At 36.5% G+C, this 15654-nt stretch carries 18 protein-coding genes and 2 pseudogenes; 14 read left to right on the top strand and 6 right to left on the bottom strand.

Annotated elements, in window-relative coordinates:
* The first annotated feature begins 141 nt into the window (after positions 1-141).
* The 6 genes from JCM19034_RS07010 (at position 142) to JCM19034_RS24695 (ending at position 3320) form a co-directional block, all read left to right on the top strand.
* Positions 142-888 (top strand): ABC transporter ATP-binding protein, encoded by a 747-nt coding sequence (locus JCM19034_RS07010; RefSeq protein ID WP_370621835.1) that lies wholly within the window; start codon positions 142-144, stop codon positions 886-888.
* A gap of 122 nt (positions 889-1010) precedes the next feature.
* Positions 1011-1319 carry a hypothetical protein gene (locus JCM19034_RS07015; RefSeq protein ID WP_062048430.1) on the top strand — a complete coding sequence of 103 codons (309 nt, stop codon included), beginning with the start codon at positions 1011-1013 and terminating at the stop codon, positions 1317-1319.
* A gap of 289 nt (positions 1320-1608) precedes the next feature.
* Positions 1609-1779, top strand: coding sequence for a YozQ family protein (locus JCM19034_RS07020; protein ID WP_231686854.1), 171 nt, complete (start codon positions 1609-1611; stop codon positions 1777-1779).
* A gap of 17 nt (positions 1780-1796) precedes the next feature.
* Positions 1797-2099 (top strand): YtxH domain-containing protein, encoded by a 303-nt coding sequence (locus tag JCM19034_RS07025; protein ID WP_197276358.1) that lies wholly within the window; start codon positions 1797-1799, stop codon positions 2097-2099.
* Positions 2100-2442: 343 nt separating this feature from the next.
* Positions 2443-2889, top strand: coding sequence for a hypothetical protein (locus tag JCM19034_RS24690; protein WP_370621836.1), 447 nt, complete (start codon positions 2443-2445; stop codon positions 2887-2889).
* Positions 2890-2984: 95 nt separating this feature from the next.
* The gene (locus tag JCM19034_RS24695) at positions 2985-3320 is read left to right on the top strand and encodes a mechanosensitive ion channel family protein (protein ID WP_370621837.1); all 336 of its coding nucleotides are present in this window, start codon (positions 2985-2987) and stop codon (positions 3318-3320) included.
* Here the strand turns inward: JCM19034_RS24695 and JCM19034_RS24700 are convergent.
* A pseudogene (locus tag JCM19034_RS24700) lies at positions 3229-3671 on the bottom strand (transposase); the annotation flags it as partial. The gene JCM19034_RS24695 and the pseudogene JCM19034_RS24700 overlap by 92 nt on opposite strands.
* 397 nt (positions 3672-4068) lie before the next feature.
* Between JCM19034_RS24700 and JCM19034_RS07045 the strand changes: the two are divergent.
* The 6 genes from JCM19034_RS07045 (at position 4069) to JCM19034_RS07070 (ending at position 8921) form a co-directional block, all read left to right on the top strand.
* Positions 4069-4551, top strand: coding sequence for a BCCT family transporter (locus JCM19034_RS07045; RefSeq protein WP_082393868.1), 483 nt, complete (start codon positions 4069-4071; stop codon positions 4549-4551).
* 136 nt (positions 4552-4687) lie between these two features.
* Positions 4688-5239 (top strand): DUF4309 domain-containing protein, encoded by a 552-nt coding sequence (locus tag JCM19034_RS07050; protein WP_062048441.1) that lies wholly within the window; start codon positions 4688-4690, stop codon positions 5237-5239.
* A gap of 175 nt (positions 5240-5414) precedes the next feature.
* Positions 5415-6137, top strand: coding sequence for a 2,3,4,5-tetrahydropyridine-2,6-dicarboxylate N-acetyltransferase (gene dapD / locus JCM19034_RS07055; protein WP_062048443.1), 723 nt, complete (start codon positions 5415-5417; stop codon positions 6135-6137).
* Positions 6138-6228: 91 nt separating this feature from the next.
* Complete coding sequence (locus tag JCM19034_RS07060) at positions 6229-7437, top strand: aspartate aminotransferase family protein (protein WP_231686855.1); 1209 nt, start codon at positions 6229-6231, stop codon at positions 7435-7437.
* A gap of 3 nt (positions 7438-7440) precedes the next feature.
* Positions 7441-8562 (top strand): N-acetyldiaminopimelate deacetylase, encoded by a 1122-nt coding sequence (locus tag JCM19034_RS07065; RefSeq protein ID WP_062048447.1) that lies wholly within the window; start codon positions 7441-7443, stop codon positions 8560-8562.
* Between the two features lie 110 nt (positions 8563-8672).
* Positions 8673-8921, top strand: a complete 249-nt coding sequence (locus JCM19034_RS07070; protein WP_062048449.1) for a YkuS family protein — start codon at positions 8673-8675, stop codon at positions 8919-8921.
* 166 nt (positions 8922-9087) lie between these two features.
* Here JCM19034_RS07070 and JCM19034_RS07075 read toward each other — a convergent pair.
* A pseudogene (locus tag JCM19034_RS07075) lies at positions 9088-9908 on the bottom strand (mechanosensitive ion channel family protein).
* 307 nt (positions 9909-10215) lie between these two features.
* Between JCM19034_RS07075 and JCM19034_RS07080 the strand changes: the two are divergent.
* Positions 10216-11334, top strand: a complete 1119-nt coding sequence (locus JCM19034_RS07080; RefSeq protein ID WP_269431675.1) for an N-acetylmuramoyl-L-alanine amidase — start codon at positions 10216-10218, stop codon at positions 11332-11334.
* A 70-nt stretch (positions 11335-11404) separates the two neighbouring features.
* On the opposite strand, the gene rnjA is transcribed toward JCM19034_RS07080, so the two are convergent.
* From rnjA to JCM19034_RS07100, 4 genes are all read right to left on the bottom strand, one after another.
* Positions 11405-13072: a ribonuclease J1 gene (gene rnjA, locus JCM19034_RS07085; protein ID WP_062048452.1), complete on the bottom strand. Its 1668-nt coding sequence runs from the start codon at positions 13070-13072 to the stop codon at positions 11405-11407.
* A 3-nt stretch (positions 13073-13075) separates the two neighbouring features.
* On the bottom strand, positions 13076-13285 hold the full coding sequence (locus tag JCM19034_RS07090) for a DNA-dependent RNA polymerase subunit epsilon (protein WP_062048454.1): 210 nt from the start codon (positions 13283-13285) through the stop codon (positions 13076-13078).
* Positions 13286-13683: 398 nt separating this feature from the next.
* Positions 13684-14232 (bottom strand): peptide deformylase, encoded by a 549-nt coding sequence (def, locus tag JCM19034_RS07095; protein WP_062048456.1) that lies wholly within the window; start codon positions 14230-14232, stop codon positions 13684-13686.
* A 197-nt stretch (positions 14233-14429) separates the two neighbouring features.
* A complete protein-coding gene (locus JCM19034_RS07100; protein ID WP_062048458.1) occupies positions 14430-14633 on the bottom strand; it encodes a YjcZ family sporulation protein in 204 nt (67 codons plus the stop codon).
* Between the two features lie 228 nt (positions 14634-14861).
* Here JCM19034_RS07100 and JCM19034_RS07105 point away from each other — a divergent pair, with 228 nt between their 5' ends.
* Positions 14862-15515, top strand: coding sequence for a YkyA family protein (locus JCM19034_RS07105; protein WP_062048460.1), 654 nt, complete (start codon positions 14862-14864; stop codon positions 15513-15515).
* The last annotated feature ends 139 nt before the right edge of the window (positions 15516-15654 follow it).

Raw genomic sequence — 15654 nt, forward strand, 5'->3', positions numbered from 1 at the left:
TTTCCCTTACAAAAAACAGCAATCACTCCCTTCTTTCATATACATATTCCTCTTGGGGTGGAAATCATACTATCGTACATATAATTAGAAGGAAAAACGATAAGGATGTAGAATAGAATAATCAGAGTAAAGGAAAGGGAAATGTCAAGAATGGTTATTTCATTAAATAAAGTCAGCTGGAAGCAGCAGCAAAAATTGATCGTCGATGAGGTTTCTTGGAAGGTAGAAAAGGGAGAGCATTGGGTTATTTTAGGATTAAATGGTTCTGGCAAGACATCTATACTCAATATGATAACAGGATACGTATGGCCTTCAAAAGGCAACATTCATGTGCTAGGACATGAGTATGGAAAAGTAAACATTCCCGAGTTAAGGAAATCAATCGGCTGGGTTAGTGCATCGTTAGACCAACAAGTAGCAAATCGGTTACACAATGTATTAGAAGTAGTCATAAGTGGTAAATTTGCTTCGATTGGTTTATACGAACAAACGACTGATGAAGATCGAAAAAAGGCACAACAATTGTTAAAAACATTGCGAATTGAGCAGTTATCGAATCAATTTTTTAACCAATTGTCTCAAGGAGAAAAACGGCGTGTTTTAATTGCGAGAGCTTTAATGGCAAACCCTAAAATACTTATATTAGATGAACCTTGTAATGGTTTAGACCTTTATGCGAAGGAACAGCTTTTAGAAATGTTAAAGATGTACGCAGAAGAAGAGAATGGCCCAACAATTATTTACGTTACGCATCACATTGAGGAAATGATTTCGTCTTTTACTCATGTTTTGCTAGTACGTGAAGGGAAAATTGTCGCAGCGGGAAAGAAACGCGATGTTCTAAATAATGAAACACTATCGAAAACATATAACTTCCTGTTGAACTAACATGGGAGCAGGATCGTCCCTGGATACATATTAAAGCATAAGCATTTCATTCGACCAGTCTCTGTGACGTTTTGTAAAATGATTTATATGCGATCACAGTTTTTAGAAATGAGGAGATATGATTGTTTAATGATTCATCGATGGATTGGAAAGATCTAGACCAAGATGAGTTTCGAATACTTGTTTATAAAACGATTTATGATTTAGAAAAACAAAATGCAATACGAGTTTTACCTCAATTTTTACGACATGTGTACGAAGAGTTTCGTATGGTCGAAATGGCTAAGCAAATGGGTGTCTACCCAGCAACATCATCAACGGTTGCGATAGCGGCTGAGCAATTAAAAATGCCGGTAGCGACCTATGAAGCGTTTTTAGATCAAGCTTGTACAAGAATTGAGCTTTTGTTACAAAAAGGAAAACATGAATAAGATAAGAGCTGCTAAAGATTTAGATCTAATGCAGCTCTTTTGTTTTTATTGCTTTAAAAACGTGTAAGTTGAAGAGTTTATCTAGACAGGTGAATTCAAATTTCGACGGTTAAATGTAATTTAATTGCTTTAAAAGTATTATGAATGAAAAGTTGAACGTATTAAACACAACAATAGAATGCTTTAAAATACGCTTTCACGTTTTTCTTACAGTCGAATAAAAGTAAAGTGAGTATTACATATTTAGTTATTTAACGTAAATACTATCGGAAGAAAGGAGATGAAGTCTTTGGATAAAGTAGATAAGCGAGCGGTTGAAAATGTATCTACGAAAACGTATCAACCGTCACATTATAAAAGCAATAATGATAGTGAAAAAGGGTTAGCTCTTACACATGAGCAGGTTTCAGATACATTTACAGAGGGTACTATTGAATATAAGAAGGAAAGAAATAAATGAATTGGGAGGGAAATGGAATGTTTCAGAAGAGATCCAATAATGGGATTATAACTGGTTCAATTATAGGTGGAATAGTTGGTGCCGCTAGTGTCATGATGCTAACAACCGACATGGGGAAGCAAGTTGTAAAAAAAGTTAAACGAGCTTATCCTACAATATCCAATACTTTACTTGAGTTGGGTGATGAATGGAAGGAAGAAGTGGATGATATTGTTAAGCAATCGAAACAACAATCGACTGCTAAAAGCAAAGAAGAATCATCGGATATTGGTTCATTAATCCAACAAGTGGTTGAACGTGATGAACAAGCATTGGAATAGTTTTATTTAGAGGTGAGGTCAAATGATTCTCACTTCTTTTTTTACTATGTAAGAGGTAAAAACGTTTTTATGTTTGTTGTTTACGTTCTATGTTAAAATGTACTATCGAGATTTTTACATAGAAGGTGAGAATAATGTTTGAGGTTCGGTGGCAATTATTTCTAAATTCTTTAAAACGTATCGAATGGTACGATATTGGAATTGCATTGCTTATTTTTATCATATTTTTGATTTTTAGAAAAATTTTTACAAAGTATATTTTTAAAATAGTATTATTATTATTAAAAAAACACCGACACCGTTATTTTCTAATTTGTTACTATCATTTGAAAAACCGTTACGAGTGTTTTGGGTTGTTTTAGGTACGTACTTAGCACTTATGTATTTACCATTTCATATTACAACGGTTGAGTTTGTCGCAACTGTTTACAAAACGATTATTATCATATTAGCTGGCTGGGGGATTTATAATTATACATCGGAACATTCATTATCACTTGTGAAAATCATTAGTAAAATTGAAGATGATGATGATAGTATGCTCATTCCTTTTGTTTCAAAAATTTTACAAGGAGTAGTTCTTGCACTTATCCTCTTGGCTGTTCTTAGTGAATGGATTGATATAAGTGGATTTATAGCTGGACTAGGACTCGGTGGCTTAGCGTTTGCATTAGCAGCCCAAGACACGATAGGCAACTTCTTTGGTGGTGTAATTATTATAACGGAGAAGCCTTTTAAAAAGGAGAATGGATTCAAACACCAACCGTCGAGGGTACAGTTGAAGATATAACATTTCGTAGTACACGAATCCGGACATTTGCTGATTCAGTTGTAACCATTCCTAATTCAACGCTCGCTAATGAGCCGATTACGAATTGGTCTAAAATGGGGAAACGACGAATTACGTTTAATTTAGGTGTTACTTATTCTACTCCTAAAGAAAAGCTAAAGCGATGTGTTCAAAAAATAGAGCAACTATTATATGGCCATGAACAAGTAGATAAGGAATTAATAATTGTCCGTTTTAACGAATTTAATGATTCAAGTCTAGATATATTTATATATTTCTTTACGAAGTCAATTGTCTGGGTCGAGTGGTTTGAGACTAAAGAAGATATTAACTTTAAGATCATGAATATTTTAAAAGAAGAAGGGGTATCAGTTGCATTTCCATCAAGAAGCATTTATGTAGAAAAGGCTGAAGAAGAAAACATTGAATAGAAAATGGGTTTGTCTCTAATTGGACAAACCTCAGAACTAGACAAAACGCCATTGAGAAGTTGATTCTCAATGGCGTTTTAACGTTATTTCTTCTGTTTTCTCCAGTGCCAGTTGGCTAATTTTTTTAGGTTCATTGCAGCAAAAACAAGCATCGCTTGCACTGAATTTTTTTCCCAATCCTTTCTGGTTTGTCCAACGCAAACCATGCTTTTGTTTCAGATTAGCAAAGACGCGTTCAATTGTTTCTTTACGCTTTGCATAAATCTCTTTATTTATATCTGTATGTCGTAGTTCGGCTTCATCCAAAGCACCTTGCCAATGATTTTTACTCTTGGACGTCCTAGTCAGAAGAATAAAGTTCTTTAACTTCATCGCCTGATCTAATTTACTAACAAGATGGTCTTTTTGGAACTAGCTTTTCAATCCAGACCATCTCCATTTGCAACCGCTTATCTTACTACTTTTTTGACATCATTGTCGGTCCACTCCTGTCCCTATTTTTCACTTTTATTATAGAAAAAATAGGACTTAGTCTCTTATTTGATTTGGCTCTAGACATAGCGGACGGGATGGGAGGGCCGACTCCTTCCGGAGGAAAGGGCAGGATGAAATCCACCGCCGTGCCGGTTAGTTCAACGCCCTCCTGCCCAAAGCGTGCCCCCATCCCGGTAGCCTGGTCGGAGGACGATTTCCTGGCAAAAAAATCTTCTATTGGGCTTGGTGGATATCGTGGTCTCCATTTGTGGGTATGTTTATTGCACGAGTTTCGAGAGGGCGAACGGTAAGAGAATTTGCATTTGCTGTACTTATTGTACCTTCTCTAGTTTGTGCATTTTGGTTCGCTGTCTTTGGTGGGACAGGCATATATCTCGAATTAGTCGAAGGATTAGCTGTGTCAAGTAACAGTTTAGAAACAGCACTCTTTTATGTATATGAACAGTTGCCAGGTGGAGCTATTTTGTCGGTTGTAACGGTATTGCTTATTACAACGTTCTTTCTTACTTCTGCTGACTCTGCGACCTTTGTATTAGGAATGCAAACGACAAATGTTGATATAAATCCTCAGACATTTATTAAAGTATCATGGGGAATAATATTAGCAGCTTCTGCCGTCGTATTAATGGCATCTGGTGGGTTAAATGCTTTACAAACAGCGATTATTGTAAGTGCCTTTCCACTTACGTTAATACTTCTTCTCATGAGTATCGTAAAGCATTTAAATCTGAAATGAAAGCAAAAGAAACAAAATGATAAGTTTCGCTTATTTTCGCGTGCCGGAGTGTTTTTTGTTTAATCACGAATAAAGGTGGGAATGGATACATATATAAGAAAATATATGGATAAGCACACTTTATGAGGTGAATGAAATGAAAGTAGTCAAATTGCTACTATTTAGTAGCCTATTATTCATAATGGCAAGTTGTGGACAAGTGTCAATTGAACTGAATGAGCAGGCAAATGCTGCTGTTAAATTGCATACTGAGTTAAGTGAAAAAGAAGTTGAGGAATTAAATGAATCGGAAATTTTAACGTTTGATTGGATTGAAAAAGGCTACAGTGGGATCTTTGCTCCAACAAATGATCAACTTGGTGAAACGTACGATGCGATTATAAAACGTGAAGGAGAGCCTATTGAAACTGGGTATTATGAAGGTGGAGTTTACTTACAATACGGGGAAGTCACATATTTTATTAATCCTGAAACAAATAAAAGCGTTGCAATTGCCCTTCAAATTGAGGATCAAGGATTAACTCATAAAGAGATGAAAAAGGCTCTTGGAACACCAGATATTAGTGAAATGAATGAAATGGACGGTTATTGGATGTTTTGTTACGATTTAAATGAGTATCAATTAATGTTCGAGGCAAAATCAGAAAAAGATACAATAGAGTATGTTTGGTTACGAGAAATTTTATAGTCATTACTAGTTAGAGGAATCTTAATGGGTGTTAGGATTTCTCTTATTTTTTAACCAAAATGAAAATCTTAATGGCAGCTAACAAAAACGTAAGGCGTTTTTCTTACGTTATGATTGCATTTTTAATGTTAAATCATTATCATTATGGAGAGATTGTTAATTAGGAGGATATAAAATGAAAATGATGGATGCTAACGAGATAATTCAATTTATCTCACAAAGTGAAAAGAAAACACCAGTAAAGGTACATATTAAAGGACAGCTTGATGCAATTGATTTTGGTACAGATACAAAAGCTTTTATTACAGGTAATGTTGGTGTTCTTTTTGGAGAATGGAGCCAAATTGAATCACTGTTAAAAGAAAATGAGCAATTAATAGAAGATTATGTTGTTGAAAACGATCGTCGCAATTCAGCGATTCCACTACTTGATATGAAAAATATTCAAGCACGTATTGAGCCAGGTGCAATCATCCGTGATCAAGTGGAGATCGGTAAAAATGCAGTCATTATGATGGGAGCGAGCATTAATATTGGTTCTGTTATTGGTGAAGGTACGATGATTGATATGAATGTTGTAATGGGTGGACGAGCTACTGTTGGTAAGAACTGTCACATTGGGGCGGGATCAGTACTAGCTGGAGTTATTGAACCTCCTTCTGCCAAGCCAGTTATCGTTGAAGATGATGTGGTAATCGGTGCAAATTGTGTTATTTTAGAAGGAGTTACTGTTGGAGCTGGTGCGGTTGTAGCTGCAGGGGCAGTTGTAACCGAAGATGTTCCTCCGAATACGGTCGTTGCTGGTACACCAGCTCGAGTTATTAAAGAAATCGATGAAAAGACAAAAGGTAAAACAGAAATTAAGCAGGAACTTCGTCGTTTAAACGAAGACGACTAAGGGTGTTCAAGAAAAGTGGCTTTGTCGAATTCGGCAAAGCTCTTTTCAACTATCAAAGTTTTCAATTAAGTATGGAAAGCAGGGGATGTCGTTGTCTACAAATTGGATAGAACGTGATCAACAAGCCATATTATCTACATATGGGCGACTTCCAATTGTCGTTAATCGTGGTGAAGGAAACTATCTATTTGATGAAGAGGATCGTAAGTATTTAGATTTGTTTACAGGTTTAGCTGTAAATATTTTAGGTCATTCGCATCCAACCGTGCTTGCTGCGTTACAAGAACAAGCACAGAGATATTTGCATATTTCAAATTATTTCTATAATAAGCCAGCTATCGCTTTAGCAGAGAAACTCATTAAGCTTTCTATTAACGGGAAGGTATTTTTTACCAATTCTGGTGCTGAAGCTACAGAAGCTACTTTAAAGATTATTCATAAATGGACGAAAAAGAATGATCATAATAAAAGTGGTGTGATTGTCTTAAAAAACAGCTTTCATGGACGTACATTAGGTGCATTAAAGCTAACAAGGCAAGCTGGCGTATATCAGGATTTTCCTGTCACATCTATGCCAGTATATGAAGTTGAAGCAAATAATTATGACGCGTTAAAAACGGTGTTTGAAGAGAAGCAGCCAGCAGCAGTCATTGTTGAGCCAGTTCTTGGATCTGGGGGAATTGTGACGCTAACAAAGGAATATTTACAACAAATCGAATCTCTTTGCAAAGAGTATGAGGCACTTTGTTGTATGGATGAAATTCAAACAGGAGTCGGTAGAACTGGTCGTTTCTTCGCTTATGAGCATGCAGAAATTACACCTGATATGATTTTATTTGCTAAAGGAATAGGTGGAGGTCTTCCATTAGGTGGTGTTATTGTAGCAGAGAAACATACTAGTTTGTTACAGCCTGGTGACCATGGAACAACATTTGCCCCGTCACCATTAAGTGCTGCATTAGGTAATGCGGTTATTGATGTTTTAATTGAACAAGGACAAATGGAAATAGGGACGAGCGTCGCAAATGAACTAGAGCATAATCTGTGTCAACTAAAGAAGAAATATCATGATCTCATAAGCGGTATCCGTGGAATGGGGATGATGATTGGTGTAGTCATGAACATGCAGCCAGTAGAAGTGAAACAGATCCAAACGAATCTGCTCCAACAAGGAATAATGGTAGATGTAACACAACAAACAATTATCAGGTTATTACCACCGATGACTTTAACAATGGTAGAAGTTCAACAATTTATTAAGAAATTTGAATTAGAACTTTTACGGATAAGGGGCACGTAAAATATGTTAGATGAAAAAGAGTTGATACAAATCCGTCGAGAACTTCACCAAATTCCTGAACTTGGCTTCCAAGAAGTAAAAACACAGCAATTTTTATTGGAGCAAATTCATCAGCTTCCGCAAACATTTTTGACAATCGAAACATGGCGGACTGGAGTTTTTGTTCATGTTTTAGGAAAAAATGCAAACAGGACGATAGCTTATAGAGCTGATATGGATGGATTACCAATTGAGGAGCAAACAACGTATGAGTTTAAGTCAAAGCATGTTGGCCATATGCATGCTTGTGGGCATGATCTTCATATGACAATAGCCCTTGGTGTGTTAGCTTATTTTGCGGTAAATCAACCTTCGTGTAATTTATTATTTATTTTTCAACCAGCTGAAGAAGGACCGGGTGCTGCTAAAGAGATGCTTCAATTACCTCAATTACAAAAATGGAAGCCCAATTCAATTATTGCCCTACATATAGCCCCTGATTATCCAGTCGGCTCAATTGCAATTAAACCTGGACTGTTATTTGCTAATACCTCCGAACTGTTTATAACATTAAGTGGAAAAGGTGGGCATGCTGCTTATCCACATACAGCCAATGATATGGTTGTAGCTTCTAGCCATCTTGTTACACAGTTACAATCAGTTGTTGCCCGTAATATCGATCCTCTAGATGCTGGAGTTGTGACGATTGGCGTTATTAAAGGAGGTACGAAACAAAATATAATTGCTGAACAAGCGGTCATTGAAGGGACAATACGAACACGTTCGATTGAAACAATGAATCGTATTAAGGAACGTATAGAGGCACTTGTACAAGGAATTGAGGCTGGATTTGAATGTCAGGCGGTAATAGATTATGGAGCAAATTACTGCCAAGTATATAATGACGAACATGAGACAAATTTGTTTATGGACTACTTACAAACAAAAGACGACGTCAATCTAATTGTCTGTTCTGAAGCAATGACGGGTGAAGATTTTGGCTATTTTCTAGAGGAAATTCCAGGATTTATGTTTTGGTTAGGGGTTGACACACCATACGGCTTACATGATGCCCGTATTGAACCGAGCGAAGAAGCTATTTCCTTTGCAGTTAAAACAATCATCGGTTATCTGAATCAAAATTAACAGAAATCTCTATACTACAAAAGAATCGCATTTATCATTTTTTGCTGTATATCACTCCATAAAATGGGGATAGTAAAAATGAACGTTATTACTTTTGTGGAGGTAAAGTTATGGCAAAAATTGGTGTGGAGCAGTCATTAACGGATGTTCAACAAGAGTTACAAGAAAGAGGATATGATGTTGTCCAATTAAAACAAGAGCAAGATGCAGCAGGCTGTGATTGTTGCGTAATTACTGGGCAAGATCAAAACGTTATGGGAGTTCAAGATGTTGTTACACAAGGATCGGTTATTAATGCTCACGGTATGACAGCACAAGAAATATGCCAACAAATTGAGCAAAGAGTAAGGCCGTCATAAGGAAAACGTGGAACGATGAATATAGTAATATTTGATTAAACAGAGGAGCTTTTGCGTGTTCGGAGTACAGCCTTTTTAAAAGGGAACGCTGGCTCCTTTTTAATAGGTAAATAAGCTAGTTAAAATAGTGAAAAAAGGCACTCTTTAAAATTGAGTGCCTTTGGTATTATTTCTTTTCAACATATACTTGATGAGGATATGGTATTTCGATGTTGTTCGCATCAAGTGCTTCTTTAAGTGCTTTTTTAAGTTTACGTTCAACCTCCCATTGCAGCATATTTTCTGTTTTAGCGACGATACGTATCACGATATCGGAATCACCTAATCCTTGTACACCGATCACGTCAGGTCCTTCTTTAATAGCCTCTTCTTCCATTGCAATTTTATCGCATACAGCTTGCATGACTGTAATAGCTTCATCAATGTTTTCATCGTAGGAAATGCTAATGTCAACTAACGCTCTCATATTTCCTCTAGAATGGTTACTTACACTTCCAATTTCGCGATTAGGTATATAATGCAAAGTTCCATCAAACTGCGTATTTGTGTGTTGCGTAGACCTACTTCTTCGACAATTCCGTCGATACTCCCAATTGTTACGTAATCACCAACATCAATTTGTTTCTCTAATAAAATAAAGAAGCCGGTTACCACATCACTAACTAGCCCCTGTGCCCCAAAGCCAATCGCTAACCCTACGACACCTGCTCCAGCAATTAATCCTGTAATACTCAGTTCGAAGATGTTCATAATAATTGTAATAAAAATAAAAATGAGTATGTATGAATAGGCATTTATACTAAGCTTTTCTAACGTTTTAACTCGTCCCGCGCTCATACCTTTTTCTGTTTGCATTTTGTTAAACCCACTAGCTATCATTCTCTTACCTATAGAACGTGTAATCAAAAAAGCTAGAATTGCTACTATAATTTGTACTACGCTTGTAAGAACAGATAGTACTAGCCCATCTCCTAGTAATTGAATCATCCATTGCTCCAATATAATCTCCTCCTCCTATTCACTATAACCGATTTTCTTTATGTTAAACAATTACTAACGTCACAACTTGTAGTTATGATTTTTCAAGGCATTTATCAATAAATGAGATATAACGGCTTTTTCAATAAGTGACAATGATCACCAAAAAAAACGAAACGATATATATAATAAGGAGGTGATAATAAATGAATGTCATAGACAAAAGGAATTCACTTGTAAGAAGTCAAACAAGCTCTTACAGAAGGAGAACAAAAAGTGCAATTCGTAATATTGCTATTCATCACAGTGCAACCACATCTGGAAGTGCGGAAGCTTTCGTAGATACCATGTAAATGAATTAGGTTGGCCCGGGATAGGTTATCATTATGTCGTTGATCGAGATGGAACGATAAGCCATTGTCATGATGTTGAAGTCGTGAGCTATCATGTTGGAAACAGTAATGGATATGCTGTTGGGATCTGCATGGTCGGCGATTTCCGGACGCAAACATTAACTAATGCACAACGCCAAGCGACACTCCGTTTAACGAGAAAATTAATGGATGAATTGAACATTACAGTTGATAATGTGTGGGGGCATGATGAATTTCCAGGGTATGCATGGAAACCTTGTCCATCAATTAATATGGAAAATTTCCGTAATCGCCTAATTAGAAGAGGAGGCACATTTGAGAATACGTCACTTGTGGAAAAAAGTGAGCTGAGAAACGAACATCGAGCTATCATCTCCATAGGTGACAGAGGAGGGGATGTTAAGGAAATTCAAGCAAGGCTAGATAAATTAGGATTTAATCCAGGTCCAATTGATGGAATTTTCGGCTTACAAACTGAAGATGCAGTTATCCGTTTTCAACGTGCAGCTTCGATAACGGTAGATGGAATCGTCGGACCTGAAACGAGGAAGCATTTAAATCAAATGGAACGTAATGGTGATCGAGAGTTAGCGTCACCTACTGATGAAACAAATAAAGATCATGCCATCTATGGACAAAGTACGAGAAGGATACTGAGGTTGTTACAGCCAATGATGAGGGGCGAGGACGTTCGTGAAGTTCAACAGAAAGTAGGGGCTGTACAAGATGGAATATTTGGACCTGAAACAGAAAGAAGAGTACAGCTGTTTCAACGAGATCAATCAATTCTTGTAGATGGAATTGTTGGTCCACAAACGTGGAGAGCCTTAGACCAAATAAATGAAAAAGACGGGGTTGGTTTTGAACGCATTCTCTCCTTGCAATCTCCTTTTATACGAGGTCAGGATGTGAGGCGTGTGCAGCGTGCGTTAAATGTGACAGTAGATGGGGTTTATGGGCCGGAAACAGAACAAGCTGTTAGAGTGTTTCAACAAAAGGAAGATATAACAGTAGATGGGATTGTTGGATCGCAAACATGGGGGAGATTATTTTCAGTATAGAAAGGAATAGTAAAACCCCTTAAAGGAATGAACAGTTCCTTTAAGGGTTAGTAAGCAAATAGTAAAGTTGTTACACTTCCATAATAATTGGTAAAATCATTGGCTTGCGTTTCGTACGCTCATATAAGTATGGACCGAGTAAATCTGTAATTTCGTTTTTGATTTCTGACCATTGAGAAGTCTTTCGTTCCATCACTTCGTTTAAATGGTTAGATAAAAGTTTTTGTGCTTCATGAATTAGATCACCTGATTCGCGCATATAAACGAAACCGCGAGAAATAATATCTGGGCCAGCTGTCACTTTAAATTCTTTCATGTTTAAGCTGACGACGACAACTACTAGCCCTTCCTCGGATAAAATTCTACGATCACGTAAAACGATATTCCCTATATCTCCAATACCGTTACCGTCAACATACACTGAGCCAGATGGAATTTTCCCTACAACACCAGCTTCATCAGGGTGTAATGCTAATACATCTCCATTATCCATAATAAAACAGTTTTGCTCGCTAATTCCACAATCTTGGGCTAACTTAATATGCATTTTTAACATGCGATATTCACCATGAATAGGCATGAAATATTGTGGTTTCATCAGTCTTAACATAAGCTTTTGTTCTTCTTGCCCACCGTGTCCGGATGTGTGTATATCATTTAATGATCCATGTATTACATCAGCACCGGCTCGATATAATTGATTGATTGTTTTACTTACACTAAGTGTATTTCCTGGGATAGGTGACGAAGAAAAGACGACTGTATCACCAGGAATAATTTGAATTTGGCGGTGAGTGCCATTAGCAATACGAGATAAAGCTGCCATTGGTTCACCTTGGCTACCAGTACACAAAATTGTTACTTGATTGTCTGGTAATTTGTTAAGTTGAGAGGTCTCAATAAAAGTATGTTTAGGTGCTTTGATATAGCCTAACTCTTGTCCAATTGTTAATGAAGATTCCATACTTCGACCAAATACAGCGATTTTTCGACCGTATTTAACCGCTGATTCTACCACTTGTTGAAGACGATGGATGTTCGAAGCAAAAGTTGCAAATATAATTCTGCCTTCTACCTTACGGAAAATATGGTCGATGCTTTCCCCGACTTTACGTTCCGACATTGTAAACTCGGGTATTTCACTATTTGTACTATCAGATAGTAAACAAAGTACACCTTCTTCACCGATCTTTGCCATTTTCGTTAAATTTGCTGGTTCTCCTACAGGAGTAAAGTCGAATTTAAAATCACCAGTATGGACGATATTTCCTGGAGGTGTCTTAACAACAATACCGTAAGCGTCAGGAATACTATGCGTTGTCCGAAAAAATGAGACAGACGTTTTTGTGAATTTCACAATTTGATCTTCGTGAATTTCATATAGCTTTGTCCTTCTAAGCAGACCATGTTCTTCAAGCTTGCCTTTTAATAGTCCTAAAGCTAATTTCCCACCATAAATAGGGATGTTAACAGCACGCAATAAATAAGGGATACCACCAATATGATCTTCGTGTCCATGTGTAATAAAAAGTCCCTTAATTTTGTCTTCATTCTTCACTAAATAAGTATAATCTGGTATGACATAATCAATTCCGAGAAGCTCGTCCTCTGGAAACTTAATTCCGGCATCGATTAAAATAATTTCATCTTGAAATTGGACAGCATACGTATTTTTTCCGATTTCTCCGAGTCCACCTAGAGCAAATACAGCTGTTTGATTATTTTTCACTTGTTTCATAAATTATCCATTCTCCACTTTGAATTCTTCTATTTGTTGTTCATATTCTAAGTATGGACCAGAGATTGGGGTAATAAACTCAATATTGTATTGGCGTGAGGCAAGTTTTATCCGAACATCTGCTTCACTTTCCGCTTCAATAAAGAGAGATTCCGTATATTCACGCACTGGAACCTCTGAAAAATTATCTTGATAATACACTTTAAAAATCATTTAGCTACCTCTCCTTACTAATCGTTATAGATTTATTATAAAGTAAATACTTACTAATTTCATGTTTTTATTTTATTATTCCAAAAAGAGGCGGCAAAATGATTAGGAGAAAGCGTCTGTTTGAAAGTATATTAGCGTTGAACTTCGATATATCGTTTCTTGGGAAGTAAATCTTTGCATTTTCTCAATAATCTTTTTCTCCAACGCTTTAACATCATATCCCACCTCCATTAGTAAGATTGTTCTATTTGTAGTATGTGTAGGAATTTGTTTGTTTGTTCAAGGGAATTATTGTAAATGGGAATGGGTTAAAGCGTTATTTAGATAGAAATTCTTATAAAAGTGTGTGAGGGAGGGCACTGGCTTTGCTTATTGAAAGCCCCACACAGTGCCTATCATTAAATTCCTTTTGGAAGAGGTTGTTTTAACTTATCTGTAAAGTTCTCGATTCGGTCATAAAACATGATTCCGTCGAGATGATCGAGCTCATGCTGGAAAACGATTGCTGCAAATCCTTTCAAACGTAATGTAACCTCTTTACCTTCAAGTGTTGCTGCTTTAACAGTTATCCTAGAATACCGTGGAACAATGCCAGAAATTTCTCTATCTACAGATAAACAGCCTTCACCACCCTCAAGATGGTTTTCTTCTATAGAATGACTAATAACTTTAGGGTTAATAATACCCATACTATACAAGTTATCTTGCTCATCTGTTGTATGAACAGCAAACATCCTTTTGGATACACCTACTTGAGGAGCGGCCAGGCCTACTCCTGGGCGTAAATTATATTTCTCCGCAATTTCTGGATCTTGGCTGTTCTTCACGTAATCAAGCATTTTCTGTAATAATTCTTTATCTTCGTCGTTTAAAGGTAATTGAACCTCTTTCGCTTTTTTTCGTAAAATAGGATCTCCTTCACGAACGATGTCTTTCATTGTTATCATGTATGTATCACTCCTTTAGTTTTACGATCACTGTACATATTTTTATTATACTATGTTATCGTTATTTGAAAAAAAGCAATGCTTAAAATGCTCACTGAAAACCATTATGATTATAAAAATAGCAGATTATTAATGGAAAATGTGTACAGCTATTGGGAGTAGCTGTACACATTATTATAGGGGGATAAGTGGACTGGTTATGCACCAAATTTTGAAGCGCCGACAATAATTAAAAGGATGAAAAGAACAACGATTAACGCAAATCCTTTTCCGTGACCACCGTGACCGTGACCGCCGTATCCGTATCCAGGTCCGTATGTCGCAGGTGCAACTTGAGTACCATAACCGTATCCACAAGGATCACTGCATACTGGATCAGCACCATAACCGTAACCAAACATGAGACATTCCTCCTTTTTTAATCAGATCGCAAAAGCTGCGATTCACTAATTACTTTATGCATGATACATTTAATCGGTTGGACGTTCGCCTAGGATAATGATCTAATTTTAAAGTACGAGCTCATAATTTATTAAAAATGGACATATGCTAGATTACATTTACATGATAGGAAAAGACGTGTATTGTTATATTTAGATATATGAATGGTTCATAAGGAGGGGAGTTGTATGAAGTACATTTTGTTTGCCATAGTATCAATTTTAACGAGCTTGATTCTTGTTGCTTGTGGTGGCAATCCAGCACAAGATGTTTATGAACATCTTGAATTGGCTGTTGAATTAGAGCAACCTTTCGAAGAGCAGCAACAACCACTATATCAGGCGGAAGAAAGAGAAAATGAATTGTTTGAAGAAATTATTACAGTGGGAACGGGTGAATTAAGTGAAATTGAGCCACTCGTTGAAGAGGCACTTGAATCAATTGAATCAAGATTATTAATGGTAGAGATTGAAGAGGAAAGTATAAATGTCAGCTTTGAAGAATTTAATGAAATAGAGCAATATAAAGAGCAAATTGCCCAAACTGAATTAGAACAGGCATTTACAGCCTTGCTTGATACAATGAATTCACGTTACGAGGATTACCAATTATTAAATGAGGCGTATAAAGATGCTGCTGAAGCAGACAAAAAATTATTTGAATCGTTTCTAGACGAAGAATTGACATTTGAACAATTACAAGAATACGTTGATACTGTCAATGAAAAATATGCTGAGGTGGATCAATACACCCAATCATTTAATGAGGCAACTGATTTATATAATGAAAAAAAGCGAGCGTTTTATGAGGCCGCTGATTTAAACATATCTTACGAATCGTAAGGTATGTTTTTCTTTTATTGTTTTATCACCCTGCTGGGATACAAAAGCAAAGCAAATTTAAACCAAGATGGACATTTGAAAGATTACAATTACTTAATTGTAGCTGTTATAAAAAATAGAATAATGAAATTAAAACTGT

Source organism: Bacillus sp. JCM 19034, assembly GCF_001310635.1.
GTDB lineage: Bacteria > Bacillota > Bacilli > Bacillales > Bacillaceae_D > Halalkalibacter.

Bases quoted from the DNA above. Each gene is read 5' to 3' on its own strand.
- JCM19034_RS07045 (WP_082393868.1), top strand. From the start codon at position 4,069: ATGTTTATTGCACGAGTTTCGAGAGGGCGAACGGTAAGAGAATTTGCA.
- JCM19034_RS07070 (WP_062048449.1), top strand. From the start codon at position 8,673: ATGGCAAAAATTGGTGTGGAGCAGTCATTAACGGATGTTCAACAAGAG.
- JCM19034_RS24695 (WP_370621837.1), top strand. From the start codon at position 2,985: ATGGGGAAACGACGAATTACGTTTAATTTAGGTGTTACTTATTCTACT.
- dapD (WP_062048443.1), top strand. From the start codon at position 5,415: ATGAAAATGATGGATGCTAACGAGATAATTCAATTTATCTCACAAAGT.
- JCM19034_RS07090 (WP_062048454.1), bottom strand. From the start codon at position 13,285: ATGATTTTTAAAGTGTATTATCAAGATAATTTTTCAGAGGTTCCAGTG.
- JCM19034_RS07105 (WP_062048460.1), top strand. From the start codon at position 14,862: ATGAAGTACATTTTGTTTGCCATAGTATCAATTTTAACGAGCTTGATT.
- def (WP_062048456.1), bottom strand. From the start codon at position 14,232: ATGATAACAATGAAAGACATCGTTCGTGAAGGAGATCCTATTTTACGA.
- JCM19034_RS07100 (WP_062048458.1), bottom strand. From the start codon at position 14,633: ATGTTTGGTTACGGTTATGGTGCTGATCCAGTATGCAGTGATCCTTGT.
- JCM19034_RS07065 (WP_062048447.1), top strand. From the start codon at position 7,441: ATGTTAGATGAAAAAGAGTTGATACAAATCCGTCGAGAACTTCACCAA.
- rnjA (WP_062048452.1), bottom strand. From the start codon at position 13,072: ATGAAACAAGTGAAAAATAATCAAACAGCTGTATTTGCTCTAGGTGGA.
- JCM19034_RS07025 (WP_197276358.1), top strand. From the start codon at position 1,797: ATGTTTCAGAAGAGATCCAATAATGGGATTATAACTGGTTCAATTATA.
- JCM19034_RS07050 (WP_062048441.1), top strand. From the start codon at position 4,688: ATGAAAGTAGTCAAATTGCTACTATTTAGTAGCCTATTATTCATAATG.
- JCM19034_RS07010 (WP_370621835.1), top strand. From the start codon at position 142: ATGTCAAGAATGGTTATTTCATTAAATAAAGTCAGCTGGAAGCAGCAG.